The organism is Metallibacterium sp., assembly GCF_054637675.1.
Window position 1 is genome coordinate 78,094 of sequence record NZ_JBTSRB010000004.1, and the last position, 26,267, is coordinate 104,360.

The window sequence follows — 26,267 nt, forward strand, 5'->3', positions numbered from 1 at the left end:
GCGCGGCCTCAGCCGCGCTTCATGGCGCCGAAGAACTCGTCGTTGGTCTTGGTGTTCTTCATCTTCTCGAGCATGAACTCCATCGCCGTGAGTTCATCCATCGGATGCAGCAGTTTGCGCAGGATCCACACCTTCTGCAGCAGGTCGGAGTCGATCAGCAATTCCTCGCGGCGCGTGCCCGAGCGGTTGATGTTGATCGCCGGGTACACGCGCTTCTCGCCGATGCGGCGATCGAGATGCACCTCCATGTTGCCGGTGCCCTTGAACTCCTCGTAGATCACCTCGTCCATCTTGCTGCCGGTGTCGATCAGCGCGGTGGCGAGGATGGTCAGCGAACCGCCTTCCTCGACATTGCGCGCGGCGCCGAAGAAGCGCTTGGGGCGCTGCAGCGCGTTGGCATCGACGCCGCCGGTGAGCACCTTGCCGGAGCTGGGCACCACGGTGTTGTAGGCGCGCGCCAGGCGGGTGATGGAATCGAGCAGGATGATCACGTCGCGCTTGTGCTCGACCAGACGCTTGGCGCGCTCGATCACCATCTCGGCGACCTGCACGTGGCGCACGGCGGGTTCGTCGAAGGTGGAACTGATCACTTCGGCGCGCACGCTGCGCTGCATTTCGGTGACTTCCTCGGGGCGCTCGTCGATGAGCAGGATGATCAGGTGCGCCTCGGGGTGGTTGTGCACGATCGCCTGCGCCACGTTCTGCAGCATCATGGTCTTGCCGGCCTTGGGCGGCGAGACGATCAGGCCGCGCTGGCCCTTGCCGACCGGTGCGATCAGGTCAAGGATGCGGCCGGTGATGTCCTCGCTGGAGCCGTTGCCGCGCTCGAGCTTGAACGCCTTGCGCGGGAACAGCGGGGTGAGGTTCTCGAACAGGAACTTGTTCTTCGACGCCTCGGTCGGCTCGCCGTTGATGTCGTCCACCTTGGACAGCGCGAAGTAGCGCTCGCCCTCGTGCGGGTGGCGCACCAGTCCGGTGATGTAGTCACCGGTGCGCAGGTTGTAGCGGCGGATCTGGCTGGGGCTCACATACACATCGTCGGGGCCGGCCAGGTACGACTCATCGGCCGAGCGCAGGAAGCCGTAGCCGTCCTGCATGATCTCCAGCACGCCCTCGCTCCAGATGCCACCACCGCTGCGCGCATGCGCCTTGAGGATGTTGAAGATCACATCCTGCTTGCGCGCGCGCGCCACGCCCTCATGGACGCCGAGGGTTTCGGCGAAGTCCAGCAGCGCGGCGGCGGGTTTGCGCTTCAGCTCGGTGAGGTTGATCAGTCGCGATGGATCGCGCGGAACGTCGTTGCCGGCATCCTCGTCGAAATCATCGCGCGGCAGGCCAGGGCCGGGTGCGCGGCCGCCGATGTTGCGGCCGCGCTCGCGATCGTTGCGGTTGCGGCGATGGCGGCGATCACGATTGTTGTCGCGTCCCTCGCGTGGCGGCGCGCCGGACGCGCCGGATGCATTGTCGGGCGCGCTGGTTTCAGGGCCGGGCAAGGAAGGATTTGCTGCGACCGGGGTCGCGGACGGGCGTGTGGCCTCGTCGGGGGTCTTGGCGTCAGTATCGGACACGAACGGGCCTCGCGGGCCGGAGAGAAAGAGAAAAGGAGATGTGCGCGCAAGCGGCGCAGGGCGCAGCGGTTCGCCGCGCAAGGCAAGGGCAATCTAGCACCCGCGCCGCGCGGCGTCTATCCAAGCATCGGCAATGTCGCACAGACCGCCGCGGCGCGCATTGCAGCCAAGGCGCGTTATAGCGCCTGCTCGACAAACCTGGCGATGGCCGCCTTGGGCACGGCGCCCATTTGCGTGCCGGCCACCTTGCCGTCCTTGAACAACATCAGCGTCGGAATGCTGCGAATGTTGTAGGCGATGGCGGTTTTCTGGTTGCTGTCCACGTCGACCTTGGCCACCTTGATGCGGCCCTGATACTCGGCGGCGATGTCTTCGAGCGTCGGGGCAATCGCGCGGCAGGGGCCGCACCAGGTCGCCCAGAAGTCGACCAGCACGGGCGTGGCGGCGTGCAAAACCTGGGCGTCGAAATCGCTATCGGTCACGTGGGTGATGTTGTCGCTCACCTGGAATCTCCGGAGGGGTGATGAACTAGAGGACGCGCGCGGGCGCGGTGGATGTTGCGTGTCGGGATGCTGCAACCGCTATGGCGTTGTCGACGCGGAATTCAACCCGCGTGCATCACAACGGATGGCATTGCTGCCGCTGTTGCCTTGTCCGAGCGGCTTTCCACCCGCCGTTGGGCTACACTGCGCCGCGCCGCGCGTCCTGTGCGGCCAGCAGCAGGCGGCTGACGGCCGCCATTCCAGCGCAATCCCGAGCGCGATTCAAGGCGCTCCCCGCGCGCATTCATTGTTCAGATCATGGCCGATCAAGTCCTCACTGATACGTTTTTCGAGCAGTTCGATCTGCATCCCACGCTAGCGCGGGGTCTCGCTGATTGCGGCTTCACCCGCTGCACGCCGATCCAGGCACTGAGCCTGCCCGTGGCATTGGCCGGACATGATGTCGCCGGTCAGGCGCAAACCGGTACCGGCAAGACCGCGGCGTTTCTGGTGACGGTGTTCAACCGCCTGCTGACGCGCCCGGCGCTGGCCGAGCGCCACCCCGAAGACCCGCGCGCACTGATCCTGGCGCCCACGCGCGAACTGGCGATCCAGATCGAGAAAGATGCCCGCGCCATTGGCCGCCACACCGGCCTGCGTCTGGCGCTGATCTACGGCGGCACCGATTACGACCGTCAGCGCGAGCTGCTGAAATCCGGTTGCGACGTGATCATCGCCACGCCGGGCCGCCTCATCGACTACTACAAGCAGCAGGTGTTCACCTTGCGCGCCGTCGATGCGATGGTGGTCGATGAAGCCGATCGCATGTTCGATCTGGGCTTCATCAAGGACATTTATTTCCTGTTTCGCCGCCTGCCACCGCGCGAGCAACGCCAGAGCATGCTGTTCTCGGCCACGCTCAGTCATCGCGTGCTGGAGTTGGCCTACGAGCACATGAACGAGCCCGAGAAACTGGCCGTGGAAAGCGACCACATCACCGCCGACCGCGTGCGTCAGTGCGTGTACTTCCCGGCCAAGGAAGAAAAGATGCCGCTGCTGCTGAATTTGCTGCAGCAGACTGATACATCGCGCAGCATCGTGTTCGTCAACACCAAGATCGCCGCCGAGCGCGTGACCGAGCGCCTGCAGCGCCAGGGCATCCTCGCTGGCGCGCTGTCCGGCGATGTGCCGCAAAAGAAGCGCGAAAAACTCCTGGCGCGCTTCCAGCAGGGGCAGTTGGAGGCGCTGGTGGCGACCGATGTGGCCGCGCGCGGCCTGCATATCGAGGGCGTCAGCCACGTTTTCAACTACGACCTACCGCAGGACGCCGAGGATTACGTGCACCGCATCGGTCGCACCGCGCGCCTCGGCGCCGAGGGCGATGCGGTCAGCTTCGCCTGTGATTTGTACGCGGTGTCGCTGCCTGATATCGAAACCTATATCGGCCAGAAGATTCCCGTCGCCACGGTGTCGCCGGAGCTGTTGATCGCACCCAAGCCGCGCCGCAGCGCCGCGCAGATGGCCGCGCACGCCGGCGTCGATGCTGATGCCGAGGATGACGCAGCCGAGGTCGGCGCCGTAACCAGGAGCAGTGCATCACGCACGCGCCAACGCGGGCCGCGCAGCAGCGCGCCGCGTCACGCCGAGCGCCGCGTTGGGCATGGTGATGTCCCGCGCGTCGCCAAGGCGGATGCCGCCGCAGTCGTCGTGCCCGCTGTTGCAGCCACGGCCAGCACAGTCGCTACTGCGTTGGCGCCGGCCACCGGCGATGCCGTGGTGCGCAAGCGCCGTCGCCGTGGTGGTCGCGGTCGCCGTCATGAGGTCGAGGCCAGCAAGGCCGCCGTTGCCGCAGCGGCGCCCACTGCCGCCAGCACGCATGTGCCCGCGATGCGCCGCCACGAGCCGCGCGCCGCCGCACATTCCGGTGAGCCTGGCGCGGCGCATGCGCATGTGCCCAAACCGGGATTCCTGCGCCGCATCGCACGGCTGTTTCGCAAGCGCTGAGCGCGCCTCGAAGCCCCCTCGGGATTTCCTCGCCGCCAGCTCAGGGCCGCCGCGCGATGCCGTATGCTTCGTGGCCTCGCGCGAGACGATGAACCCGTGATCCGATTCGAACAGGTCAGCAAGCGCTACCCGGGCAATGCCAATGCGCTCGAAACGCTGAGCTTTGCGTTGGCGCCGGCCGAGATGGCCTTCGTCACGGGCCATTCGGGCGCGGGCAAAAGCACGCTGCTCAAGCTGATCGGTCTGCTGGAACGCCCCAGCCAGGGCGCGGTCACCGTGGCCGGGCGCAATCTGGCGCAGGTGCGCCGCCGCGGCATTGCCCAGCACCGGCGCATGGTCGGCATGGTGTTTCAGGATCACCATCTGCTGCTGGATCGCAGTGTGCAAGCCAATGTCGAGTTGCCGCTGGTCGTGGCTGGCGTGCCTGCCGAGGAGCGCGCCAAGCGCGCCCGCGCGGCGCTGGAGAAGGTGGGTCTGGGTGGCATGGAGCAGCGCCTGCCGGTGCGTTTGTCGACCGGCGAGCAGCAGCGCGTGGGTATCGCACGCGCCATTGTCGCCCGCCCCGCGGTATTGCTGGCGGATGAGCCCACTGGCAATCTCGATCCGCAACTGGCGGTGGAGATCATGGGCCTGTTCGCCGAGTTTCAGGCGATCGGCACCACGGTGCTGGTGGCCACGCACGATTTATTCCTGATCAAGCGCATCCGCAAGCGCGTGCTGGTGCTCGATCACGGCCGTCTGGTCGATGACGTGTCCGCCACCGAGGTGGCCGCATGAACTCGCGCGAGCAGGCGGCGTCGCGTCGTGGTGCGCCAGCACGCCGCCGCTGGTGGCGCGCGCACCGCTGGGCGCTGGGGCAAAGCCTGCTGCGCCTGCGTGAGCGTCCGTTGGGCACCGCGCTGACGGTGGCGGTGATGGGGCTGGCGCTGGCCCTGCCGCTGAGCTTTTATCTGGTACAGGTCAATCTCGATCGCTTTGGTCAGGCACTCGGCGCGCAGCAGGCGCTCAACGTGTTCCTCAAGCAGGATCAAACCCAGGCACAGGCGACGGCCATGGCGCGCACGCTGCGCGCCGATCCCGCCGTGGCCACGGTCACGCTGAAGTCTCCGGCCGCGGGCTTGTCCGAGCTGGCTGCGCTGCAGGGCTTCGGTCCGGCGCTGGCGGCGCTGTCGGACAATCCCTTGCCGTGGGTGCTGGTGCTGCGTCCGCGCGCCACGGCCGCGCCCGCTGCGGTGAGCGCGCTGGCAACACAACTGCGCGGCAACAGCGCGGTGGCGCTGGTGCAGGATCAGGGTCCGTTCCGCGCACGCCTGGATGCGCTGACCGATTTCGGCCGACGCGTGATGCAGGTGCTGGGCGCGCTGCTGGCGCTGGCCGCGGTGCTGGTGGTCGGCGCCAGCGTGCGCAGCGACATCCAGAGCCGCGCCGATGAAATTCACGTGCTGCAACTGGTCGGCGCCAGCGCGGCGTTCGTGCGCCGGCCTTATCTGTATGCGGGACTGGGGCTGGGGCTGCTCAGCGGCGTCGCGGCGGTGATCCTGGTGCTGATGCTGGAAGTGGCGCTGGCGGCACCGGCGGCGCAGCTCGATGCATCCTGGGGTGGGCGGCTGGGCTTCGCCGCGTTGAGCGTGACCCCGCTGCTTGTACTGCTGGCCTGCGCGGCTATGCTGGGCTGGCTCGGCGCACGCATCGCCAGTGCGCGTCATCTCGCTGCCGGCGAGCCCAACTGATCGAGAACCGCATGCACACCGGCATTGCCCGCCACCTGCCGAGCGACACCCCGCGCGTAATGATCGTCGACGGCTCGCGCGTGGTGCGGCGCATGATCGAACAGTTGCTGCTCAAGGAACTGCCCGGCGTCAGCGTGGTGTCCTGCGGCAGCGGCAGCGAAGCGCTGCAAGCGTTGTTGACCGCGCCGGTGGATTTCGTGACCACGGGCTTGCGCCTGCCGGACATGGACGGCATGGAGCTGGCGCGCACGCTGCGCCAGCAGATGCAGCAGGCTTACATGCCGATCGTGGTGGTTTCCGGCGACGTCACCGAGCGTTTGGAAGCGCGCGCGCTGGGCGAGGACGTCACGGATTATTTCGACAAAGCACTTGGCTTTCCGGCTTTGGCGGCTTTCATTCGCGGTTACGTGCGCCCCGAGCAGCAGGCCAGCGGCGCAGTGCTGTATGTCGAGGACAGCCGCGTAGTGGCGCTGGCGACGCGGCGCATGATGGAAAAGTGCGGCCTCACCGTGCTGCACTCGATCAGCGCCGAGGACGCATTGGCGCTGCTGGAAAGCGCGCGCGCGCAGGGGCGCGTCGGCGCCGACGTCGTGCTCACCGATGTCAACCTCAAGGGTGCGCTGTCCGGCGCCGACCTGATCGCGCGCGTGCGCGGCGAGTTCGGCTATGGCAGGGGACGCCTGCCGATCCTGGTGATGACCGGTGACGACAACCCGCGCAATCAGGCCGCGCTGCTCAAAAGCGGCGCCAACGATCTGGTGCAAAAGCCCATCGAGGAGCGCCTGCTGATCACCAAGCTGCTGTTTCAGTTGCGTGTGTCACAGCACTTGCGCCAGCGCGACGGGGTGGTCTGAGCGTGGCCGAGCCACGGCTCGAAGCGAGCTGGAAGGCGCAGCTCGGAGATTATTTCCAGCGCCCGGACATGCTGGCGCTGGCGGCCTTTCTACGTGCCGAAAAGGCTGCCGGCAAAGTGATTTATCCGCCCGGCGCGGAGATCTTCAGCGCGCTTGATCACACGCCCTTCGAGCGCGTGCGCGTGGTGATCCTTGGCCAGGACCCTTACCACGGCCCCGGCCAGGCGCATGGGCTGTGCTTCTCGGTGCGGCCCGGCGTGCCGGTGCCACCGTCGCTGGTCAACATTTACGCCGAACTCGAGCACGACATCGGCTTCGTGCCGCCGGACCACGGCTATTTGTTGCCCTGGGCCGAGCGCGGTGTGCTGCTGCTCAACTCGGTGCTGACGGTCGAGGCCGGACGCGCCGGGTCGCATCAGGGCAAAGGCTGGGAGGGTTTCACCGACCGCATCGTGGCGCTGTTGAACGAGCGCCGCGAGGGTCTCGTGTTCATGCTCTGGGGCAGCTACGCGCAGGCCAAGGGTGCGCTGCTGGATACGCAGCGGCACCGCGTGCTCAAGGCGCCGCACCCCTCGCCGCTGTCGGCGCACCGCGGGTTTTTCGGCTGTGCGCATTTCTCGCAGTGCCATGCCTATCTGCGCAGCCGCGGCGATGCGCCGCTGGATTGGACCTTGCCCATGCGCGCAGCCTTGGCCAACTGAGCCGGGTCGACGCGGTTGCGACTGCTTGCCGCTGGTGCGGTCACATCACATTAACCGGATTAGCTGTACTGTTCAGTTCATATTTGGATTGGCGAGGAACCCGGCGTACGGGCGGCGGTCCAATCCTTACTTAGCACTCTCAACCATTGAGTGCTAAACTTGTCGGCAATTGGAGGATCAGCGCATGAGTCGAGCTCTGGCAACGCGTTCCTGGACCCTGCCCAGTCCGGTGGGCAGTCTTGATGCATATATCGGCACGGTGCACCGTATTCCCATGCTCAGCGTCGAGGATGAGCAGGAACTGGCGCGCGAATTCCGCGATCAGGGCAATCTCGACGCCGCCAAGGCACTGGTCATGGCGCACCTGCGCTTCGTGGTGCACGTGGCGCGCGGCTATTCCGGTTACGGCCTGCCGCTGGGCGATCTGGTGCAGGAAGGCAACATCGGCCTGATGAAGGCGGTCAAGCGCTTCGATCCGGACATGGGCGTGCGCCTAGTCAGTTTTGCCGTGCACTGGATACGCGCCGAGATGCACGAGTACATCCTGCGCAACTGGCGCATCGTCAAGGTGGCCACCACCAAGGCACAGCGCAAGCTGTTCTTCAATCTGCGCAAGAGCAAGAAGCGCCTGGGCTGGTTGAACGCCGAGGAAGTACGCACCGTGGCCAGGGATTTGGGCGTGCCCGAAGCCACTGTGCTGGAGATGGAAGCGCGGCTGAGCAATTACGACGTTGCCTTCGATGCCCCCGGCGATGCTGATGACGATGCCCCGCCGGCCCCCGCCGCTTATCTGGAAGACCACTCCGCCGATCCTTATCGCGTGGTGGCCGAGGCCGATCAGGAAGGTCGCGATCTGGGCAACCTGAGGCTAGCCATGACCCGCCTGGACGCGCGCGCGCAGGACATCATCCGCCGCCGCTGGCTGGACGATGCCAGCAAGGTGACGCTGCAGGAACTGGCCGACGAATATGGCGTGTCCGCCGAGCGCATCCGCCAGATCGAGGCCAGCGCGCTGAAGAAGATGCGCGCCAGCTTCGCTGCCTGAGGACTCGGGACTCGGGACTCGGGACTCGGGACTCGGGACTCGGGACTCGGGACGAGCAGGTTGCGATTTTTTGCAGCGTCAGTCCGATCGAAGTTCTATTTTGAACTCGTCATCCCGAACGACGCGCAGCGCGCGCTGGGATTCACCTCAATCTGCGGGGCGCTGTCGCCACCAAGCGCGGCGCCGCAGCTGGCTCAGCCGCGCGGCGCCAGCGGCAGCTCGATCAATACCTCCAGGCCGCCGCCCGCACGATTGCGAGCGCTGATGCTGCCGCCGGCGCGCAGGATGCTGCTGCGTGCGATCGCCAGGCCCAACCCGCTGCCGGAGCCGGTCTGCTGGCGCGTATCGGCGCTGCGGTAAAACGGCTCGAAGATGTGCGTCAGGTCCGACTCGGGCACGCCCGGGCCGCGATCACGCATGGCCAGCAGCGCCCGCGCCGGGTCGGACGCGCGATCGCTGCGCGTCAATTGCACCTCGACCGTGCTGCCCTCGGGCGCGAAGCGCAGCGCATTGCGCAGCACGTTTTCCACCGCGCTGGCGATCAGGTCCAGCTCGCCGTGGATGGGCAGCGGCGGCGGCGTGTCCATGGTGATCTCGAGCGCGCGCTGGCTGGCCTCGAAGCGTGCATCGCTGACGCGTGCCGCGACGATCACGCCGAGGTCGCCGGTTTCGGCGGCGCCATGCGCGCCGCTTTCCAGGCGCGACAGATCCAGCGCCTGGCCGATCAGCCGGTCCATGCGACCCAACTCGCGCGCGATGCGCGCCGCGCTGGCCTCGCGCTCATCGGTTTCGGTCTCGCCGCGGCTGAGTTCAAGCGCCACGCCCATGCGCGCCAGCGGCGAGCGCAGCTCGTGCGCCACGTCGCCGATCAGGCGACGGTGGTCCTGGATCAGGCGCTCGATGCGCGCCGCCATCAGATCGAACTCGCGCCCCAGCGCCACCATCTCCTGACTGCGGCCCATGCGCAGCGTGCCGACGCGCGCGCCCAGATCACCATCGGCGAACTGGCGCGCGCTGGCGCGGATCTGCTTGAGCGGCAGCGCCACGTAGCGCGCCAGCAGCAACGCCACCGCGGTACTCACCAGCAGACCCAACAGCACGAAGCTGAGCCAGAAGGCGCGGAACGGCGGTCTGGGCGGATGCGGCGGGCGCACCCAGCGCACATCCACCAGAAAGCGCCGGCCGTCACTGGCGGTGGCCTCGCGTTGCGCGGCATAACCTGGCATGGGCGGCGGCGCCAGCACGCGCGGCGTGGTGGCGCCATCAAGCGGGCGAATGCGGACGTGGATCGGACCGCCACTTTGGGTTTGCAGCCAGCGCCGCACCTCGGGCATGGCGTGGCTGCCGACCATGCGCGCGGTGGCCGCGGCGATATCCTCGGCCAACGCGCGCTGGTGCGCGCTGGGCAGCATCTCGTGATCGCGCTCGACCACGCGCGAGGTGATCCACACGCTGGCCACCATCACCGTGACCATGGCCAGCCAGAACAATCCGAACACGCGCCAGTACAGTCCGCCCATGTCACTCGCCCACGCGCCGGAACATGTAGCCGGAACCGTGCAATGTGGCGATGCGCGATTGCCCATCCGGCGCGTTGCCCAGCTTGCGGCGCAGGCGCGAGATGTGCACGTCGATGCTGCGATCGAACGGCGACAGCGCGCGCCCGAGCGCGGCCTCGGCCAGCATTTCCTTGCTGATGCCGCGCCCGGCCTCGCGCATCAGCACCGCCAGGATGTTGAACTCGGAGGTGGTCAGCGCCAGCGTCTGGCCATGCAGCAGCGCCAGGCGCGGGCCGACGCGCAGTTCGACCGCGCCGATACGCATGTCGGCGAAGCGCGGACTGTCGCCCTCGTCGCGGCGCGCGCGGCGCAGCACCGCGCGAATGCGCGCCGCCAGCTCGTGCGGGTTGCAGGGTTTGGTCAGGTAGTCGTCGGCGCCGATTTCCAGGCCGAGGATGCGATCGACGTCGTCGCCCAGCGCGGTCAGCATCAGCACCGGCAAGGTGGTCGCGGCACGCAGGTCGCGCAGTACATCCAGCCCGGAGCGCACCGGCATCATGATGTCCAGCACCAGCGCGTCGTAAGGCTCGCTGAGCGCGCGCCTGAGCACCGCCTCGCCGTCGAACACTGGCTCGACGCTGAAACCCTCGCGCACCAGAAAGCGCGTCAGCAGCTCGCTGAGTTCGCGGTCGTCGTCGGCGAGCAGGATGCGGGCGGCGGCCATGGCGGGGGCTCAAGCAGTTGGAGTCACGGATGGTGCCGCGCGACACGTGGCTGCGCCAGCCTGCGTGTCGCGCGGGACACGGCTCAGGGTGCCGGTGCCGGCGGCGGCTTGATCTGCTGCAGGTTCTCGTTGAGCGCCTTGCGCAGCGTGGCGATGGCCGCGCCGGTGTCGGTCGGCATCATCTGCAGACGCGCCAGTTGGCCGTAGGCGAAATTGCGCAGGCCGGGGTTCTGGGTGTGCGCCAGCACATCGTGGTACATGGCTTCGGCGTCGCCACGTCGTCCCTGTGCAAGGTACAAATGCTGCAGCACGCGCATGTCGCGCATGGCCGCGAATCGTGCTTGCATGCCGCAGCCGTGGCCGTGTTTGCCATGGCCCCAGGCGCCGTGGCCCCACTGACCTTGGCCAGAGGCCATGCCGGGGCCTTGCATGCCGGGTGCTGGCGGTGCCGCGAGGGCATAGCCGCCCGCGCCGACCAGACCCAGCGCCAGCAGCGCGCCCAAGGCGAGCGTGAGTTTCGATTTACGCAGTTGCATGATGTGTCTCCAGTCAGAAGCGGGAAAAGATGCCGCCGGCGGTGCGCGGCCGGAGGGGGAAGGACGCGACACAGGGGTGGCGCCGGCGGCTGGAGTTCACTGTAGGCGCCATGGTCCGGTGCGCGCGGCGCGCGGCGTTGCGGGATGTAACGCTTGGTAACCGCGGGCGGGCGCACATCGGGCGCCGCATGCTGCGCCGCGGCATCGGTTGCGCTAGGGTGCTGGTTTTCCCGCTGGAGCCGCACCGTGTCCATGCAATACACCTTCCTGCTCGACTTCGACAGCACCTTGGTCGCCGCGGAATCACTTGCGGTGATGGCAGAGGTGTGCCTGCCGGAGGACACCGAGGGCGCACGCAAGCGCGCGCGTTTGCGTGAACTGACCACTGCGGCGATGGAAGGGCGCATGGATTTCGGCGTCGCGCTGAGCGAGCGCCTCGCGCTGCTGGACCTGCGCCGCGAACAATTGCCGGCGATCGTGGCGCGTCTGCAGCAGGCGCTGAGCGCCTCGTTTCTCGCCAATCGCGCATTTCTCGAAGCGCATGCCGAGCACATCCACGTGCTCAGCGGCGGCTTCGAGGAACTCATCGTGCCGGTGATCGAGCAACTGGGCCTGCGCGCCGATCGCGTGCATGCCAATCGTCTGCAATTCGATGCGCAGGGGCGGCTGTTGGGCTGCGTGCAAGGCAATGCGCTGGCGCGCGCCGGCGGCAAGGTCGAGACCGTGCGCGCGCTGGCGCTGGCGCAGCCGTGCGTGCTCGTCGGTGATGGCTGGAGCGATCTGGAGGTGGCCGAGGCCGGGCTGGTGCAGCGCTTCTACGCCTACACCGAGCACGTGCGGCGCGCGCCGGTGCTGGCGCGCGCCGAGCGCGAGGCGCCGAACTTCGACGAGGTGCTGTTCGATCTGGGACTGCGCGCGGCGCATTCGTATCCGAAGAACCGGCTCAAGGTGCTGCTGCTGGAGAACATCCACTCCAGCGCAGTGGAAGCCTTCGCGCGCGCCGGCTACAGCGTGGAAACCGTGCCCGGCGCGTTGGACGAGGCCGCGCTGGCCGCGCGCATCGGCGAGGTGGCGGTGCTCGGCATCCGCTCCAAGACGCGGCTGACCGCGGCAGCGCTGGCGCAGGCCAAGCGCCTGGTGGCCGTGGGCGCGTTCTGCATCGGTACCAACCAGATCGATCTGGACGCCGCGCGTCGGCGCGGCATCGCCGTGTTCAACGCGCCCTACAGCAATACGCGCTCGGTGGTGGAGCTGGCGCTGGCCGAGATCATCCTGCTGCTGCGCGGTCTGCCCGAGAAGTTGCGCCAGATGGATCACGGCGTGTGGGACAAGTCCCTGGGCGCGGCGCGCGAGGTGCGCGGCAAGACGCTGGGCATCGTCGGCTACGGCAACATCGGCATGCAGCTTTCGGTGCTGGCCGAGGCCGCGGGCATGCGCGTGCTGTATGTCGACCTGGCCGAGCGCCTGGCGCTGGGTACCGCGCAACGCGTGTCCACGCTGCACGAATTGCTGGCTGCGAGCGATGCGATCAGCGTGCACGTCGACGGGCGCGCGTCGAACCGCAATCTGTTCGGCGCCGCCGAGTTCGCCGCGATGCGTCCGGGCAGCGTGTTCCTCAACCTCGCGCGCGGCCACGTCGCCGATCTGGATGCGCTGCGCGCCGCGCTGGATTCGGGCCATTTGCGCGGCGCCGCACTGGATGTATTCCCAGAGGAGCCCGCGCGCAACGGCGATCCGTTCACGCATCCGCTACGCGAAAATCCGCGCCTGCTGCTGACCCCGCACATCGGCGGCAGCACACTGGAGGCGCAGGCCGACATCGGCCGCTACGTCGGCCAGCGTCTGACCGATTACATCGACGGCGGCAGCACCGAGGGCGTGGTCAATCTGCCGGCGCTGCGCCTGCCGCCGCAGGAGCAGGCGCACCGCTTCGTGCACCTGCACACCAACCAGCCGGGCGTGCTGGCGCGCATCAACGAGGCGCTGAGCGCGCACGGTGCCAACATCCTCGGCCAGTACCTGAAAACCGATGCCGAGGTCGGCTACGTGATCACCGATGTCGATCGCGATTACTCGCCGGCGCTGCTCGATGCGATCCGCGCGGTGCCACACACGCTGCGTTTTCGCGTGCTGTACTGAGCGCTGCGAGCCGTGGCGCTCGGCGCGAAACAGGCAAGTGAATGCATAAGTGAACCCCGGCGGCGAAATGGTGGCCGCGTTTTCTATGACGCGTGCGATACATGCACCTTGGCCGTCAGTTCGATGCTCAAAGCCTTCATGACCGCGAGCGTGGTCTTGAGCGTCGGATTGCCGTGCGCGCTAAACGAGCGGTAAAGCTGTTCGCGGGAAAGCCCGGTCTGGCCGGCAATCTGGGCCATGCCCTTGGCGCGAGCGACCACGCCCAGCGCATGGGCGATGTAGCCGGCATCCCCTGACTCGAACGCATCGCCCATGAAGGACGCGATGGCAACGTCCGATACCAACCCCTCGGCGGGGTCAAAGATCGTCAGTTTTTCAGTCATGTCATGCACTCCATTCGGTAGCCAGTCGCCGCGCCGCTTTGATGTCCATGGCCCGCATGCTCTTGTCGCCACCGCAGAGCAGGACGATGATCGTGTTGCCCCGCTTCTGAAAATAGACGCGATAGCCGGGGCCGCTGTGGATGCGCAGCTCGCTGATCCCGTGCCCGACCGGTTCCACATCGCCGACGAGGCCATAGGCGAGGCGATCTAACCGCGCCGCGATCAAGCCACGCGCCCGCTCGTCCTTGAGCTTGGTCCACCACGTGCTGAAAGCCCCGGTCTGTCGGAGTTCGATCATCACGGTTGAGTGTAGTCTACAAACTACTTCGCATCCTCAAGCTCGCCACTGCAGTGCGGGCGCCTTTGCAAGCGCGGCATCGATAATTGGTTGGCGGGCAGCAAGCCCAACGCGCACGCTGTTGGCGGATCCTCAATCCAGCGCGTAGCCGAACTGCTGGCGGAACTGCTCGGCGAACTCGGCATAGCCGAAGCGCTGGTTTTGCGTGCCGGGGTATTCGATTTTCAGCGCGCCCATCAGCGAGGCCATGCGCCCGGCCGTGGCCCAGTCGCAGTCACGCATCAGGCCAAAAATCAGGCCGGCGCGATAGGCATCGCCGCAGCCGGTGGGGTCGGTGATGCGGCGCTCGTGCGCGGGCGGAATCTCGATGCTGCCCTTGGCGGTGTGGATCAGCGAGCCGCGCGGCCCGCGCGTGACGATGTAGGCGCGCACGCGCTCGGCGATCTGCCGCTCGCTCCAGCCGGTCTGCTGCTGCAGCAGTTGCGATTCGTAGTCGTTGACGGTGACGTACTGCGCCTGCTCGATGAAGGCACGGAACTCGGCGCCGTTGAACAGCGGCAGCGCCTGACCCGGGTCGAGAATGAACGGCACATCGCGCTCGGCAAATTCGCGCGCGTGCTGCAGCATGGCCTCGCGCGCATCCGGGGCGACGATACCGAAACTCACATCGGGCACATCGCGCACGTGGCTTTCCATCGAGCGCATCATCGCGCCGGGATGAAAGGCGGTGATCTGGTTGTCGTCCAGATCGGTGGTGATGAACGCCTGCGCGGTGAACAAATCATCGATCTCGCGCACCTGGTCGAGACGGATGCCGCAGGCCTCGAAATGCTTGCGATAAGGACCGAAATCCTGACCGACCGCGGCCATCGGAATGGGCTCGCCGCCGAGCAGCTTGAGGTTGTAGGCGATATTGCCGGCGCAACCGCCGAATTCGCGGCGCATGTGCGGCACCAGAAAAGACACATTCAGGATGTGCACCTTGTCCGGCAGGATGTGGTTCTTGAACTGGTCCTGGAACACCATGATGGTGTCGTAGGCGAGCGAGCCGCAGATCAGCGCAGGCATCGGGATTCCAACAAGGCAAATGGGCCGGTCATGTTAACGCGGCCGCGCGGCATGCCGCAGCGGCGCGGGCAAAACCGCGTCGGCAAAGGCTTTTTTAACGCCTTTGTTCTTGCCGGGGGTAGGGTGTGCGCCTACACTGTAGGGCTTCCCTTTCCGCTACCGGCCGGACACGCGCGCATGTTCAAGAAATTCCGCGGGTTCTTTTCCAATGACCTCTCGATTGATCTCGGTACCGCCAACACGCTGATCTACGTGCGTGGCGAGGGCATCGTGCTCAACGAACCCTCGGTAGTGGCCATGCGCCAGGATCGCGCCCGCGGCGGCCCACGCACCGTCGCGGCGGTGGGTTCCGAGGCCAAGCACATGCTCGGGCGCACGCCCGGCAACATCATCACCGTGCGTCCGATGAAGGATGGCGTGATCGCCGACTTCACCATGACCGAGGCGATGCTGCAGCACTTCATCAAGCAGGTGCACCGCACGCGTTTTTTGCGCCCCAGTCCGCGCGTGCTGGTGTGCGTGCCCTGTGGTTCGACCCAGGTCGAGCGCCGCGCGATCAAGGAGTCGGCCGAAGGCGCCGGAGCGCGCGATGTGTTCCTGATCGAGGAGCCGATGGCCGCGGCGATCGGCGCCGGCCTGCCGGTGCATGAGGCGCGCGGCTCGATGGTGCTGGATGTCGGCGGCGGCACCTCCGAGGTTGCGGTGATCGCGCTCAATGGCATCGTCTATTCGCAGTCGGTGCGCATCGGCGGCGACCGCTTCGACGAGGCCATTGTCAACTTCGTGCGCCGCACGCGTGGCACGCTGATCGGCGATGCCACCGCCGAGCGCATCAAGTTCGAGCTGGGCTGCGCCTATCCGCAGTCCGAGATCAAGGAGCTTGAGGTGTCCGGACGCAACCTCGCCGAGGGCGTGCCGCGCATGTTCACGCTCAACTCCAACGACGTGCTGGATGCACTGCACGAGCCGCTGCAGGGCATCGTCGCGGCGGTCAAATCGGCGCTGGAGCAAACCCCGCCAGAATTGTGCTCTGATGTGGCCGAGCGCGGCATCGTGCTCACCGGCGGCGGTGCGCTGCTGCGCGATCTGGACAAGCTCATCGCCAAGGAAACCGGCCTGCACGTGCACGTGGCTGACGATCCGCTGACCTGTGTCGCCCGCGGTGGCGGGCGCGCGCTGGAGCTGATCGACCAGCACGGCAGCGACTTCTTCACCTACGAATAAGCGCGGAGGCGGCGCGGCCCATGGTGCTGTCGCGCGACGGTTCGGCCAGCCTGTTCGCTGCTTCGGCGGGCGGCACGCTGCGGCTGGCCGGCTATCTGCTGCTGGCGGTGGCATTGATGATGCTGGACCGCCACGACGACTGGCTGCCGCGTGTGCGCAGTGCGACGGCGCTGGCGGTGGAGCCGGCTTGGCGCCTGGCCGGCGCACCGGCACGATGGCTGGGTGACATACGCGAGAACCTCGCCGCGCAATCCAGCTTGCGCAGCGAAAATCGCAAGTTGCGCGATGCGCTGCTGCTGGCCAACGTGCGCATCGCGCGCATGCAGGCGCTGGTGCGTCAGAACGACCAGCTCAAGCGCCTGCTCGATGCCGCCGATTCGCTGCGCATGCAGGGCCAGTTGGCGCGTGTAATCGATATCGATCTCGACCCTTATCGGCGGCGTCTGGTGCTGAATCGGGGCGCACGTCAGGGCGTGCGGGTGGGGCAGGCCGTGGTCGACGCACACGGCGTGATGGGCCAGGTGATCGAAGTGCTGCCGAATACCGCGGTGGTGCTGCTGGTCACCGACCCGAGCAGCGCGCTGCCGGTGATCGATGCGCGCAGCGGCGTGCGCGCGGTGGCTTACGGCAGTGGCTCGGGCGATTTACTCAGCCTGCCCGACTTGCCGGTCAACGCCGACATCAAGGTCGGCGACAGCTTGCTTACCTCGGGTCTGGGCGGGCGTTTCCCGGCCGGTTTTCCCGCGGCCACCATCGTGACGATTATGGCGGATCGCTCAGGCAATTATCTGCGCGCCGCGGCGCGGCCGGCGGCACGCCTGGATCGCAGCGATCAGGTGTTGTTGCTGCGTGATCTCGCCGAGCCGATGGGTCCGCCCGCGTCAGTCATCGATGCCGGCCCACCTTCCAGCCTGATCGGACCGGCGCCTGCGGGTATGGACAACACGTCGACGCCACAGGCCGCGCGCAACGGAGCACGGCGATGATGCGCAACGATTGGCAGCGTTGGGTCTGCTACCTCAGTCTGGTGCTGAGCCTGCTGCTGATGTTGCTGCCGTTGCCCATGGCGCTGCTGCCGCTGCGGCCGTGGTGGCCGGCGCTGGTGCTGGTGTATTGGGTGTTGGAGGCGCCGGACCGAGTCGGTTTGGGCACGGCTTTCATCACCGGTTTGGCGGCCGATGTGCTCGCCGGCGCGCTGCTCGGCGATCAGGCACTGCGGCTGGTGGTGATCGTGTTTCTGGCGCAGCGTTTTCGCGCGCGCCTGCGCTTTTTCCCGATGGTGCAGCAGTCCGCGGCGGTGCTGTTGCTGCTGCTCAACGACAGCTTGTTGCGCTGGTTGATTCGCGCGTTTGCCGGGCTGCCGCTGCCGCCGCTGCTGGCCTGGGCCGCGCCGCTGGTGGATGCCGCGTTGTGGCCATTCGTGTTCCTGCTGCTGGATGGTTTGCGTGCGCGCATGCGCGCGCGTGAGTCATGAAGCGCAAACCGCGTCCAGTACTGCGCAACAGCGGCGACGAGCAGCGCCAGTTCACCCGGCGCGCATGGTTCAGCCTGGCCCTGATCATGCTGGCGCTGGTCGGATTGGGCGTGCGCTTTTTCTGGCTGCAGGTGGTGCGCCACGATGAGTTCGTGACGCGCGCCAACGACAACAGCATCCACGTGCGCTTTCTGTCGCCGCCGCGCGGCATGATCTTCGATCGCAATGGCGTGGTGCTGGCCGAAAACGTGCCCGCTTTTCGCCTTGAGGTGGTGCCCGATCAGGTGCACGACATGCCGGCGATGCTCAAGTCGCTGGCCACGGTGGTGCCGCTGTCGAGCGACGATCTGCGCCGCTTTCACCAGACGCTGAAGGAGCAGCGCAGTTTTCAAAGCGTGCCGCTGCGCAATCACCTCAGCGAGGACGAGATTGCGCGTTTCGCCATCAATCGCTGGCGTTTCCCGGGGGTCGAGATCGCGCCCTATTTGCGTCGCTACTACCCCCAAGGCGCGCTGACCGCATCGGTGGTGGGGTATGTCGGCAGCATCGATCAGCGCGAGGCGGAAAAACTGCAGGGCACGCCCTACGCCGACATGAGCCAGATCGGCAAGTCCGGCATCGAGCGCGAGTACGAGAAGCTGCTGCGCGGCGTGCCCGGCTATGAACTGGTCGAAGTTAACGCCGACCAGCGTCCGCTACGCGTGCTTGAGCGTGTGCCGCCGCGGCCGGGTAAAAACCTTTATCTGACCCTGGACATGCGCCTGCAAAACGCCGCCTACGCGGGGTTGCGCGGGCGCGCCGGCGCCGCGGTCGCGGTGGACCCGCGCAACGGGCAAGTGCTGGCGCTGGCCAGCTCGCCCAGCTACGACCCCAATCTGTTCGTCGGCGGCATCAGCGAAGCCAACTACAAGGCGCTGCTGGACGATCCGCACCATCCGCTGCTCAACCGCGTCACCGATGGCACCTACCTGCCGGGCTCGACGGTGAAGCCGTTCGAGGCCGTGGCCGGATTGGAACTGGGGCTGCGCACGCCGCAATACACCGTCGATTCGGTCGGCGAGTGGCACATCCCCGGATTGCCCGGCGCGCGCGGCTATCGCGATGATGTGCCCGGTGGCGTCGGCGTGGTGGACCTGGCGCAGGCCATCGAGATGTCGGTGAATACGTATTTCTACAAGCTCGCCTACGACATGGGCATCGACCGCCTGAGCGCCTTCATGGCCAGGTTCGGTTTCGGTCAGCCCAGCGGCATCGATCTGCCGCACGAGGCCAGCGGTGTGCTGCCCTCGCGCGCGTGGAAGCAAAAAACGCTGCACCGGCCGTGGTATCTGGGCGATACGGTGATCTCCGGCATCGGCCAGGGATACTGGCAGGTCACGCCGCTGCAACTGGCCAACGCGCTGTCGACCCTGGCCGATTTTGGCCAGCCGCAGCGCCTGCACCTGCTGCTGGCCACGCAAGATGGCAGCGACGCACCGATCAAGCCGGTGGTGGTGCCGCCGCCGGGACCGCCGGTGATCGCGCACCGCGCCGATTGGCAGGCGGTGATGCAGGGCATGGTCAAGGTGGTTGAAGGCGCACGCGGCACGGCACGCGGCCTGGACGTGGGCTTCCCCTACCGCATCGCTGGCAAGACCGGCACCGCCGAGATCTTTTCGCGTACTTCGCATACCTGGCACAACGACCGGACCAACCAGGAATTGGCGTTGCGCCATCGCGCCTTGTTCATCGGCTTCACCCCGGCCAGCGATCCACGCGTGGCCGGCGTGGCGGTACTGGAGCGCGCGGCTTGGGGTGGTCGCGACGCCGCGCCGATCGTGCGCGACATGTTCGACGCCTGGGCGCGCTTGCGCCATTTGCCGGATACGCCGCTGCCGGGAGACACCCTGCCGGCCTGGGCGCCGCTGAGTCTGCCGGCGGGCGCAGCCAGCAGCGCGCCGGTGCCGCCGGCGGTGGATCTGCCCCACGCCAGCAGCGTGCTCAACCGTGCCGCCGCAGCGGCCGTGAACATGTCGCCGTGAGCGTGTCGTCTTGAACCGCGTCGCGCTGCGCATCGAGATTTTTCTGCGCCACCTGCTGACGCGGCCGCGGCTGGACTTGCCGCTGCTGATCGCGCTGCTGCTGCTGGCCGGCATGGGCTTGTTCTTCCTGTCCAGCGCCGCGGATCTGGCTTGGCGCACCATCGGTGCGCAGGCGGCGCGCTTCGTGCTGGGCTTCATGCTGCTGTACGTGGTTTCGCGCATTCCGCCGATGCAGTTCCGGCACTGGTCGCCGGCGTTGTATGCGTTCAGTATTTTGTTGCTGGTGCTGGTGCTGGTGTTGGGCGAGGGTCGTGGCGCCGACCGTTGGCTCAACCTGGGCATCGTCCGCTTTCAGCCCTCGGAGTTGCTCAAGCTGACCACGCCGATGATGGCGGCCTGGTATCTGGCACAGCGTCCGCTGCCGCCGAGCTGGCGCGATCTGGGCGTGGTGCTGCTGCTGATCGCGCTGCCGGCGGGATTGATCGCCATACAGCCGGATCTGGGTACCGCGCTGCTGGTCGTGGCGGCGGGCGCATTCGTGTTGTTTCTGTCCGGGCTGTCGCTGCGCCGCATGGGTTTGATCCTGGGCTTCGTCCTGCTGATGCTGCCGGTGGCCTGGCATTTCATGCACGACTATCAGCGCGAACGCGTGCTGACCTTGTTCAATCCCGAGTCCGATCCGCTGGGTACCGGCTGGCACGTCATTCAATCCGAGATCGCGGTGGGTTCCGGTGGCGTATTCGGCAAGGGCTTCATGCGCGGCACCCAGGCGCAGTTGCAGTTTCTGCCCGAGCACACCACCGATTTCATCTACGCCGTGGTCGGCGAGGAGTTCGGCTTGATTGGCGCGCTGCTGTTGCTGGCGCTGTATCTGTTCATCATCGGCCGCAGCCTGTGGATCGCGGTCAACGCGCGCGACACCTATGCGCGCCTGCTGAGCGGCGCGCTGGCGATGAGCTTTTTCGTGTACGTCATGGTCAACGGCGGCATGATCACCGGGCTGCTGCCGGTGGTCGGCGTGCCCTTGCCGCTGGTCAGTTACGGCGGTACCTCGGCGGTGAGCCTGCTCGCGGGCTTCGGCATGCTGATGTCGATCCACGCACACCGCAAGTTCATGAAGTAAGCGGCGTCACGGCCGGCTTGCGAAACCGTAGCGCCGCGGGTGGCGAGAGGCTTGGACGCGCATGCTACGCTGACCGCTGCCGCCACGGATGCGACACGCCACCGATGTCCACGCCGATTCGCTCTCTGCTGCTGGTCTGCGTCGTGTTGTGCGCGGGCTGCGTGGCGCAGCCGCGGCCGGCGCCCGAGGCCGGCAAGGCCGCGACACCGGCGGCCGCGTCCACTACCGGGGGATCGGCGGCCGCGCCGGTCGCGTCCGCGTCAGCACCAACGCCGGTCAGCGTGGCGGATACGTCCGCCTCCGAGCAGGCATTCGTCGCGCAGTTGCTGCGCCAGCATCCTGATCTGGATCGTGCGCACATCGAGCAACTGCTGACCGAGGCGCGCGTGCAGCCCTCGATCCTCGCCGCCATGGCGCACCCGGCCGAGTCCATGCCGTGGAAGGATTACCGTCCGATTTTTCTCGGTGAGGCGCGCATCGACGCCGGCATCGCGTTCTATCGTGCGCATCGCGCGCTGATCGATCGCATTGCCGCGCGGTATGGCGTGCCGCCGCAGGTGCTGGTGGCGATCCTCGGCGTGGAGACCTACTACGGGCGCCAGACCGGCGGCTATCGCGTACTCGATGCGTTGTACACGCTGGCGTTTCACTATCCGCCGCGCGCGGCGTTTTTCCAGAAGGAACTGGGCGTGTTCCTGAGCCTGCCGCGCAGCGCGCTGCCCGGCCCGCGCGCCGAACTGCGCGGCTCCTACGCCGGCGCCATGGGCTGGTGCCAGTTCATGCCGACGAGCTTCGCGCACTATGGCGTGAGCGCCGCCGCCGACGGGCGCGTGAACCTGTGGAGCTCGCTGCCCGACATCCTCGCCAGCACGGCGAACTATCTGGCGCGGCACGGTTGGGAACGCGGTGCGCCGATCGCCCTGCCGGCGCAGGCATCCGCGCAGGCGGAAGCCCCCAGGGTCGAACGCAGCGAGCCGATCTACAGCGTGGCGCAGCTGGCGGCGCGCGGTTACACGCCCAGCGCGGCGGTGGCGTCCGATCGCGCGGCGACCCTGCTCACGGTGCAGGGCGTGAATGGCCCCGAGTACTGGCTTACTTTCGGCAATTTCCAGGTGATCACGCGCTACAACAGCAGCGCCCTGTATGCGCTGGCGGTGACGCAGTTGGCCGCGGCCATCGCTGCGGGCGCGCATGCGGACGGAGCCGCGCCTTGAGGCAGTGCCTCGCGCTGGCCACGCTGGTTTTGATCCTGCTGCTGGCCGGCTGCGCCTCGTCGCCGCCGCGCGGCGGCCAGGATTATGCGCGGCGGCACGACGGCGCGCCGTCCGGGCCGTTGCCGGATGTGGCGAACATTCCCATGCCGGTGCCGCGCCCCGAGCCGCTGTCGCGCTATGGCAATGCCTCCAGCTACGTGGTCAACGGGCGCACTTATCACGTGCTCGAAAGCGCGCGCAGCTATGACGCCACCGGCATCGCGTCGTGGTACGGCACCAAGTTTCAGGGCTATCTGACCTCCAGCCTCGAGCCCTACGACATGTACAAATTCACCGCCGCCAGCAAGGTGCTGCCCATCCCCAGCTATGCGCGCGTGACCAATCTCGACAACGGCAAGTGCGTGATCGTGCGCGTCAACGATCGCGGGCCGTTCGTGGCCGGGCGCATCATTGATCTGTCCTACGTGGCCGCGATCCGGCTGGGCATCTGGCAGGCCGGCACCGGCAGGGTACGCGTGCAGGGCATCGATGCCAACGATCCCGCCGACGTGCGCGCGCTGCGCTGCGGCGGCGGCACGCAGGCGCCTTCACCGGCACCCGCCAGTGGGGGCGCGGAGATCTATCTGCAGGTTGGCGCCTTCGCCGAGCAAGCAAACGCTGAACGCGTGCTGGCTCAACTGCGCGCGGCCGGGCTGGACAATGCGACCATTGGCCGCGTCGTAGCGCGCGACCGAACCTTCTGGGCAGTGCGCCTCGGTCCACTGACGGATGCCGCCGCTGCCGCTGCCTTGGCGTCACGTGTCCATGACCTGGGCCTGCCGACGCTGCAAGTCACCATCCCGACACAATCACCCTGAGTCCATCGTCGATGAAATCCATGCGCTCCCTGTTGCTGGCACTTGCTTCCCTGTCGCTGCTTGCTGCCGCGACCATCGCGCAGGCGCAGCAGCCTGTGCCCGACGCGGCGCTGCCCATGCCGCCGCGGCCCACGGTGGCGATGCCGCAGATGCCGACACCTCCGCCGCCAGCGCTGGATGCCATTTCCTATGTGTTGATGGATTACCAGACCGGGCAGTTGATCGCGCACCACGACATGCACATGCGCCTGCCACCGGCCTCGCTGACCAAGCTGATGACCGCCTATGTGGTCGACGCCGCGCTGGCTTCGGGCAAGGTGCACTGGAACGACAAGGTCTACATCAGCGATCACGCCTGGGCCAAGGGCGGCGCTGGTACCGACGGTTCCACCAGCTTTCTCAAGCTGCATCACTACTACCCCTTGTCCGAGGTGTACAAGGGCATGATCGTGCAGTCCGGCAACGATGCCGCCATCGCCCTGGCCGAGCACGTCGCCGGCACCGAGGGCGCATTCGTGCAGTTGATGAACGCCTATGCGCAGCGCCTGGGCATGAAGGACACGCACTACTCCGACGCCAGCGGTTATCCGAAGCCGGATCTCTACGTCACGGCCTACGATCTGGCCTTGCTGGCGCGCGCGCTGATCCACGATTTCCCGCAGTACTACTACGTGTACAAGATTCCGAACTACACCATCGATGGCATCAAGCAGTGGAACCGCAACGCGCTGCTGTGGCGCGACCCGTCGGTGGACGGCTTGAAGACCGGCAGCACCGCCGAGGCGGGTTTCTGTCTGGTGGCCTCGGCCGAGCGCAACGGCCAGCGTCTGATCGGCGTGGTGATGAAAACCAAGAGCCTCAGCGACGCGGCCAACCAGGACGAGGCGCTGCTGAATTACGGCTTCCGCTTCTTCACCACGCGCACGCTGTACAAGGCCAATCAAGCGCTGGCTGCGCCGGCGGTGTGGAAGGGCGTCAGCGATACGCTGCCGGTGGGCGTGACGCAGGCGGTGGAGGTCACCATTCCGCGCGGCCACTATCACGACCTGAAGGCCAACATGGACATTCCGGCGACGCTGATCGCACCGTTCAGGCAGGGCCAGCGCATCGGCACGCTCAGCATCAGCCTCGATGGCAAGGTGCTGGCGCAAGCGCCGCTGGTGGCCTTGAAAGCCGTGCCCGAGGCCGGCTTCTTCGGTCGCGCATGGGACAGCCTGCGGCTGTGGTGGGCGGGCGACAAGGCCAAGCCCGCCGCGCCAGCGCCGGCCGCCGCGGCCAAGCCATGAGCCTGCCGCCGGACCGCGCGCTGCTGCCGGGCGAAGGCTTCAGTTTTCCCGGCGAGTTCGAGATCGCGGCCATGGGCCGCGCCGACCTCGGACTGGAGGCGCGCGTGCCCAGCCTGCTGCGCCACGAGGCCGGTCTGCGGGTGATCGATGGTTCGCTCAGCGTGCGCCCCTCCAGCGGCGGTCAATACGTGGCGGTGCGCATGCGCTTCGTGGCCGCCTCACGCGATGACTACGAGCGCGCGCACGCGGTGCTGCGCGCCGATCCGGACATCCGCTACACGCTTTGAAACATGGGTTCGTGCGCGTCCATGAGCTGCAGCCGTTACAATCGCCCATTCGCCGCGGCCGCGCCGGGGCGAATCAGCCCATGAGCGATCAAAACCTCCTTGTCCGCCGTCTTGGACGCCGCCCCTATGCGCCGGTGTGGCACGCCATGCGCGCATTCACCGATGCGCGCGGGCCGGACACCGTGGACGAATTGTGGGTGCTGCAGCACGATCCGGTGTTCACCCTGGGGCAGGCCGGGCGCATGGAGCACGTGCTGGCGCCGGGCGACATCCCGGTGATCGCGGTCGAACGCGGCGGTCAGGTGACCTATCACGGACCCGGACAAATCGTCGCTTATCCGCTGCTGGACCTGCGCCGTCTCGGCATCGGCGTGCGCGAGCTGGTGCAGCGCATCGAGCAGGCCATCATCGACACCCTGGACACTTGGGACATTCACGCCGCGCGCCGCGCCGGCGCGCCCGGCGTGTACGTGGCCGACGCCAAGATCGGCGCGCTGGGGCTACGCGTGCGCCACGGCTGCACGTTTCACGGACTGGCGTTCAACGTGAGCATGGATCTGCAGCCGTTCCAGCGTATCAACCCCTGCGGCTATGCCGGTCTGGCGGTGACCCAGGTGGCCGATCTGGGCGGACCCGGTTCGATCGAAGCGGTCGAAGATGTATTGATCGAGCAACTAGGCCGTCAGTTCAGCTTGCGTCCTTGCGCGGCCTCCCCCATCCTGCCCGAGCTGGCGTCCGCGCCGGAATCTGTGGAGCCATGAGCGAAAAAATCTTCCCCGCGCGCGTCGAATCCGGACTGGTCGAAGGCCAGGCCCTGCTCGGCGCGGACAAGATCGCCGCCAACCGCGCCGCGTTCGCCCCCGCGCAAACACTGCGCAAGCCGGCGTGGATTCGCGTGCGCCTGCCGCAAGGCAACGCCGTGCAGCGGCTCAAGTCGCGCCTGCGCGAGAGCGCGCTGGTGACGGTGTGCGAGGAAGCCTCGTGCCCCAACATCCACGAGTGCTTCAGCAAGGGTACCGCCACGTTCATGATCCTCGGCGAGGTGTGCACGCGACGCTGCTCGTTCTGCGATGTCGCGCACGGTCGGCCCAGGCCGCCCGATGCGCTGGAGCCGGCCCGTCTGGCCGCCACCATCGCCGACATGGGTTTGCGCTACGTGGTGATCACCTCGGTCGATCGCGATGACCTGCCCGACGGCGGCGCCGCGCACTTCGCCGCCTGCATCCGCGCCGCGCGCGCCGCCAGTCCGAGCCTGCAAATCGAAATCCTCACCCCCGATTTCCGCGGCAAGGGGCGCATGCAGCGCGCGCTGGCGGTACTGGCCGAGGCGCCGCCGGACGTGTTCAACCACAATCTCGAAACCGTACCCGATCTGTACCGCGAGGTGCGTCCTGGCGCCGACTATCAGTGGTCGCTGGATCTGCTCAGGCACTTCAAGGCGCAGCACGCCGACATCCCGACCAAGAGCGGCATCATGCTGGGTCTGGGTGAAACCCGCGATCAGGTGCTCGGCACGCTGGCGGATTTACGTCGGCATGACGTGGATATGGTCACCATTGGCCAGTACTTGCAGCCTTCGCCGCACCATCACCCGGTGCTGCGCTACTGGACGCCGGGCGAGTTCAACGATTTGCACGAAGCCGGCATGGCGCTGGGCTTCAAACATGTCGCCAGCGGGCCGCTGGTGCGTTCTTCCTATCACGCCGATGCGCAGGCCCATGCCGCCGGCTACCACGAGGCCGATTGACCC

Annotated in this window: 26 protein-coding genes and 1 pseudogene; 19 read left to right on the forward strand and 8 right to left on the reverse strand. The window is 67.2% G+C overall.

Annotated elements, in window-relative coordinates:
• Positions 1-8: 8 nt before the first annotated feature.
• Together rho and trxA are read right to left on the reverse strand one after the other, a co-directional pair.
• Positions 9-1,568 carry a transcription termination factor Rho gene (gene rho / locus ACYDAT_RS02520; RefSeq protein WP_461438270.1) on the reverse strand — a complete coding sequence of 520 codons (1,560 nt, stop codon included), beginning with the start codon at positions 1,566-1,568 and terminating at the stop codon, positions 9-11.
• A 176-nt stretch (positions 1,569-1,744) separates the two neighbouring features.
• Positions 1,745-2,071, reverse strand: coding sequence for a thioredoxin (trxA, locus tag ACYDAT_RS02525; RefSeq protein WP_461438271.1), 327 nt, complete (start codon positions 2,069-2,071; stop codon positions 1,745-1,747).
• 297 nt (positions 2,072-2,368) lie between these two features.
• Between trxA and ACYDAT_RS02530 the strand changes: the two genes are divergently transcribed.
• From ACYDAT_RS02530 to rpoH, 6 genes are all read left to right on the forward strand, one after another.
• Entirely contained in the window at positions 2,369-4,054 is a 1,686-nt protein-coding gene (locus ACYDAT_RS02530; protein ID WP_461448388.1) for a DEAD/DEAH box helicase, read from the forward strand.
• A 63-nt stretch (positions 4,055-4,117) separates the two neighbouring features.
• On the forward strand, positions 4,118-4,831 hold the full coding sequence (locus ACYDAT_RS02535; protein ID WP_461438273.1) for a cell division ATP-binding protein FtsE: 714 nt from the start codon (positions 4,118-4,120) through the stop codon (positions 4,829-4,831).
• Complete coding sequence (locus tag ACYDAT_RS02540; RefSeq protein WP_461438274.1) at positions 4,828-5,784, forward strand: cell division protein FtsX; 957 nt, start codon at positions 4,828-4,830, stop codon at positions 5,782-5,784. Before ACYDAT_RS02535 ends, ACYDAT_RS02540 begins: the two co-directional genes overlap by 4 nt.
• An 11-nt stretch (positions 5,785-5,795) precedes the next feature.
• Positions 5,796-6,638 (forward strand): response regulator, encoded by an 843-nt coding sequence (locus ACYDAT_RS02545; protein WP_461438275.1) that lies wholly within the window; start codon positions 5,796-5,798, stop codon positions 6,636-6,638.
• Positions 6,635-7,339, forward strand: a complete 705-nt coding sequence (gene ung, locus ACYDAT_RS02550) for a uracil-DNA glycosylase (RefSeq protein ID WP_461438306.1) — start codon at positions 6,635-6,637, stop codon at positions 7,337-7,339. Before ACYDAT_RS02545 ends, ung begins: the two co-directional genes overlap by 4 nt.
• 184 nt (positions 7,340-7,523) lie before the next feature.
• Positions 7,524-8,384, forward strand: coding sequence for an RNA polymerase sigma factor RpoH (gene rpoH, locus ACYDAT_RS02555; protein ID WP_461438276.1), 861 nt, complete (start codon positions 7,524-7,526; stop codon positions 8,382-8,384).
• A 194-nt stretch (positions 8,385-8,578) separates the two neighbouring features.
• On the opposite strand, the gene ACYDAT_RS02560 is transcribed toward rpoH, so the two are convergent.
• From ACYDAT_RS02560 to ACYDAT_RS02570, 3 genes are all read right to left on the reverse strand, one after another.
• Entirely contained in the window at positions 8,579-9,904 is a 1,326-nt protein-coding gene (locus ACYDAT_RS02560) for a sensor histidine kinase (protein ID WP_461438277.1), read from the reverse strand.
• A 1-nt stretch (position 9,905) separates the two neighbouring features.
• Positions 9,906-10,607 (reverse strand): response regulator, encoded by a 702-nt coding sequence (locus ACYDAT_RS02565; RefSeq protein WP_461438278.1) that lies wholly within the window; start codon positions 10,605-10,607, stop codon positions 9,906-9,908.
• Between the two features lie 83 nt (positions 10,608-10,690).
• Complete coding sequence (locus ACYDAT_RS02570; protein ID WP_461448389.1) at positions 10,691-11,143, reverse strand: hypothetical protein; 453 nt, start codon at positions 11,141-11,143, stop codon at positions 10,691-10,693.
• Positions 11,144-11,395: 252 nt separating this feature from the next.
• On the opposite strand from ACYDAT_RS02570, the pseudogene ACYDAT_RS02575 reads away from it, so the two are divergent.
• Together ACYDAT_RS02575 and serA are read left to right on the forward strand one after the other, a co-directional pair.
• Positions 11,396-11,926: pseudogene (locus ACYDAT_RS02575) on the forward strand (HAD-IB family phosphatase); the annotation flags it as partial.
• Positions 11,927-12,052: 126 nt separating this feature from the next.
• Positions 12,053-13,282: a phosphoglycerate dehydrogenase gene (gene serA / locus ACYDAT_RS02580; protein ID WP_461438307.1), complete on the forward strand. Its 1,230-nt coding sequence runs from the start codon at positions 12,053-12,055 to the stop codon at positions 13,280-13,282.
• A gap of 83 nt (positions 13,283-13,365) precedes the next feature.
• On the opposite strand, the gene ACYDAT_RS02585 is transcribed toward serA, so the two are convergent.
• From ACYDAT_RS02585 to ACYDAT_RS02595, 3 genes are all read right to left on the reverse strand, one after another.
• Positions 13,366-13,665, reverse strand: a complete 300-nt coding sequence (locus tag ACYDAT_RS02585; RefSeq protein ID WP_461448390.1) for an addiction module antidote protein — start codon at positions 13,663-13,665, stop codon at positions 13,366-13,368.
• A gap of 1 nt (position 13,666) precedes the next feature.
• Complete coding sequence (locus tag ACYDAT_RS02590) at positions 13,667-13,963, reverse strand: type II toxin-antitoxin system RelE/ParE family toxin (RefSeq protein WP_461441428.1); 297 nt, start codon at positions 13,961-13,963, stop codon at positions 13,667-13,669.
• Between the two features lie 132 nt (positions 13,964-14,095).
• On the reverse strand, positions 14,096-15,031 hold the full coding sequence (locus tag ACYDAT_RS02595; RefSeq protein ID WP_461448391.1) for a carbohydrate kinase family protein: 936 nt from the start codon (positions 15,029-15,031) through the stop codon (positions 14,096-14,098).
• A 177-nt stretch (positions 15,032-15,208) separates the two neighbouring features.
• Here ACYDAT_RS02595 and ACYDAT_RS02600 point away from each other — a divergent pair, with 177 nt between their 5' ends.
• The 11 genes from ACYDAT_RS02600 to lipA all read left to right on the forward strand — a co-directional run bounded on the left by ACYDAT_RS02600 (position 15,209) and on the right by lipA (position 26,264).
• Positions 15,209-16,255 (forward strand): rod shape-determining protein, encoded by a 1,047-nt coding sequence (locus tag ACYDAT_RS02600; protein ID WP_081126542.1) that lies wholly within the window; start codon positions 15,209-15,211, stop codon positions 16,253-16,255.
• Between the two features lie 20 nt (positions 16,256-16,275).
• Positions 16,276-17,241, forward strand: a complete 966-nt coding sequence (gene mreC / locus ACYDAT_RS02605) for a rod shape-determining protein MreC (RefSeq protein ID WP_461438282.1) — start codon at positions 16,276-16,278, stop codon at positions 17,239-17,241.
• A complete protein-coding gene (mreD, locus tag ACYDAT_RS02610) occupies positions 17,238-17,729 on the forward strand; it encodes a rod shape-determining protein MreD (RefSeq protein WP_461438283.1) in 492 nt (163 codons plus the stop codon). Before mreC ends, mreD begins: the two co-directional genes overlap by 4 nt.
• Positions 17,726-19,750 (forward strand): penicillin-binding protein 2, encoded by a 2,025-nt coding sequence (gene mrdA, locus ACYDAT_RS02615; RefSeq protein WP_461448392.1) that lies wholly within the window; start codon positions 17,726-17,728, stop codon positions 19,748-19,750. The genes mreD and mrdA overlap by 4 nt, the downstream gene beginning before the upstream one ends.
• Positions 19,751-19,760: 10 nt before the next feature.
• On the forward strand, positions 19,761-20,873 hold the full coding sequence (gene rodA / locus ACYDAT_RS02620; RefSeq protein ID WP_461448393.1) for a rod shape-determining protein RodA: 1,113 nt from the start codon (positions 19,761-19,763) through the stop codon (positions 20,871-20,873).
• Between the two features lie 104 nt (positions 20,874-20,977).
• Positions 20,978-22,087 carry a lytic murein transglycosylase B gene (mltB, locus tag ACYDAT_RS02625; protein WP_461448394.1) on the forward strand — a complete coding sequence of 370 codons (1,110 nt, stop codon included), beginning with the start codon at positions 20,978-20,980 and terminating at the stop codon, positions 22,085-22,087.
• Complete coding sequence (locus ACYDAT_RS02630; protein ID WP_461448395.1) at positions 22,084-22,944, forward strand: septal ring lytic transglycosylase RlpA family protein; 861 nt, start codon at positions 22,084-22,086, stop codon at positions 22,942-22,944. The genes mltB and ACYDAT_RS02630 overlap by 4 nt, the downstream gene beginning before the upstream one ends.
• 20 nt (positions 22,945-22,964) lie before the next feature.
• On the forward strand, positions 22,965-24,230 hold the full coding sequence (locus tag ACYDAT_RS02635; RefSeq protein WP_461448396.1) for a D-alanyl-D-alanine carboxypeptidase family protein: 1,266 nt from the start codon (positions 22,965-22,967) through the stop codon (positions 24,228-24,230).
• On the forward strand, positions 24,227-24,517 hold the full coding sequence (locus ACYDAT_RS02640) for a DUF493 family protein (RefSeq protein ID WP_461448397.1): 291 nt from the start codon (positions 24,227-24,229) through the stop codon (positions 24,515-24,517). The genes ACYDAT_RS02635 and ACYDAT_RS02640 overlap by 4 nt, the downstream gene beginning before the upstream one ends.
• 80 nt (positions 24,518-24,597) lie before the next feature.
• A complete protein-coding gene (lipB, locus tag ACYDAT_RS02645) occupies positions 24,598-25,278 on the forward strand; it encodes a lipoyl(octanoyl) transferase LipB (RefSeq protein WP_461448398.1) in 681 nt (226 codons plus the stop codon).
• Positions 25,275-26,264 carry a lipoyl synthase gene (gene lipA / locus ACYDAT_RS02650; RefSeq protein ID WP_461438291.1) on the forward strand — a complete coding sequence of 330 codons (990 nt, stop codon included), beginning with the start codon at positions 25,275-25,277 and terminating at the stop codon, positions 26,262-26,264. Before lipB ends, lipA begins: the two co-directional genes overlap by 4 nt.
• Positions 26,265-26,267: the final 3 nt, after the last annotated feature.

Coding starts and splice junctions, on each gene's coding strand:
- ACYDAT_RS02530 (WP_461448388.1), top strand. CDS start 2,369: ATGGCCGATCAAGTCCTCACTGATACGTTTTTCGAGCAGTTCGATCTG.
- ACYDAT_RS02600 (WP_081126542.1), top strand. CDS start 15,209: ATGTTCAAGAAATTCCGCGGGTTCTTTTCCAATGACCTCTCGATTGAT.
- ACYDAT_RS02570 (WP_461448389.1), bottom strand. CDS start 11,143: ATGCAACTGCGTAAATCGAAACTCACGCTCGCCTTGGGCGCGCTGCTG.
- lipA (WP_461438291.1), top strand. CDS start 25,275: ATGAGCGAAAAAATCTTCCCCGCGCGCGTCGAATCCGGACTGGTCGAA.
- ACYDAT_RS02535 (WP_461438273.1), top strand. CDS start 4,118: ATGCTTCGTGGCCTCGCGCGAGACGATGAACCCGTGATCCGATTCGAA.
- mreC (WP_461438282.1), top strand. CDS start 16,276: ATGGTGCTGTCGCGCGACGGTTCGGCCAGCCTGTTCGCTGCTTCGGCG.
- mltB (WP_461448394.1), top strand. CDS start 20,978: ATGTCCACGCCGATTCGCTCTCTGCTGCTGGTCTGCGTCGTGTTGTGC.
- rpoH (WP_461438276.1), top strand. CDS start 7,524: ATGAGTCGAGCTCTGGCAACGCGTTCCTGGACCCTGCCCAGTCCGGTG.
- ACYDAT_RS02565 (WP_461438278.1), bottom strand. CDS start 10,607: ATGGCCGCCGCCCGCATCCTGCTCGCCGACGACGACCGCGAACTCAGC.
- ACYDAT_RS02545 (WP_461438275.1), top strand. CDS start 5,796: ATGCACACCGGCATTGCCCGCCACCTGCCGAGCGACACCCCGCGCGTA.
- ACYDAT_RS02640 (WP_461448397.1), top strand. CDS start 24,227: ATGAGCCTGCCGCCGGACCGCGCGCTGCTGCCGGGCGAAGGCTTCAGT.
- ACYDAT_RS02560 (WP_461438277.1), bottom strand. CDS start 9,904: ATGGGCGGACTGTACTGGCGCGTGTTCGGATTGTTCTGGCTGGCCATG.
- ACYDAT_RS02590 (WP_461441428.1), bottom strand. CDS start 13,963: ATGATCGAACTCCGACAGACCGGGGCTTTCAGCACGTGGTGGACCAAG.
- ACYDAT_RS02595 (WP_461448391.1), bottom strand. CDS start 15,031: ATGCCTGCGCTGATCTGCGGCTCGCTCGCCTACGACACCATCATGGTG.
- ACYDAT_RS02635 (WP_461448396.1), top strand. CDS start 22,965: ATGCGCTCCCTGTTGCTGGCACTTGCTTCCCTGTCGCTGCTTGCTGCC.
- mreD (WP_461438283.1), top strand. CDS start 17,238: ATGATGCGCAACGATTGGCAGCGTTGGGTCTGCTACCTCAGTCTGGTG.
- lipB (WP_461448398.1), top strand. CDS start 24,598: ATGAGCGATCAAAACCTCCTTGTCCGCCGTCTTGGACGCCGCCCCTAT.
- mrdA (WP_461448392.1), top strand. CDS start 17,726: ATGAAGCGCAAACCGCGTCCAGTACTGCGCAACAGCGGCGACGAGCAG.
- ACYDAT_RS02540 (WP_461438274.1), top strand. CDS start 4,828: ATGAACTCGCGCGAGCAGGCGGCGTCGCGTCGTGGTGCGCCAGCACGC.
- ACYDAT_RS02585 (WP_461448390.1), bottom strand. CDS start 13,665: ATGACTGAAAAACTGACGATCTTTGACCCCGCCGAGGGGTTGGTATCG.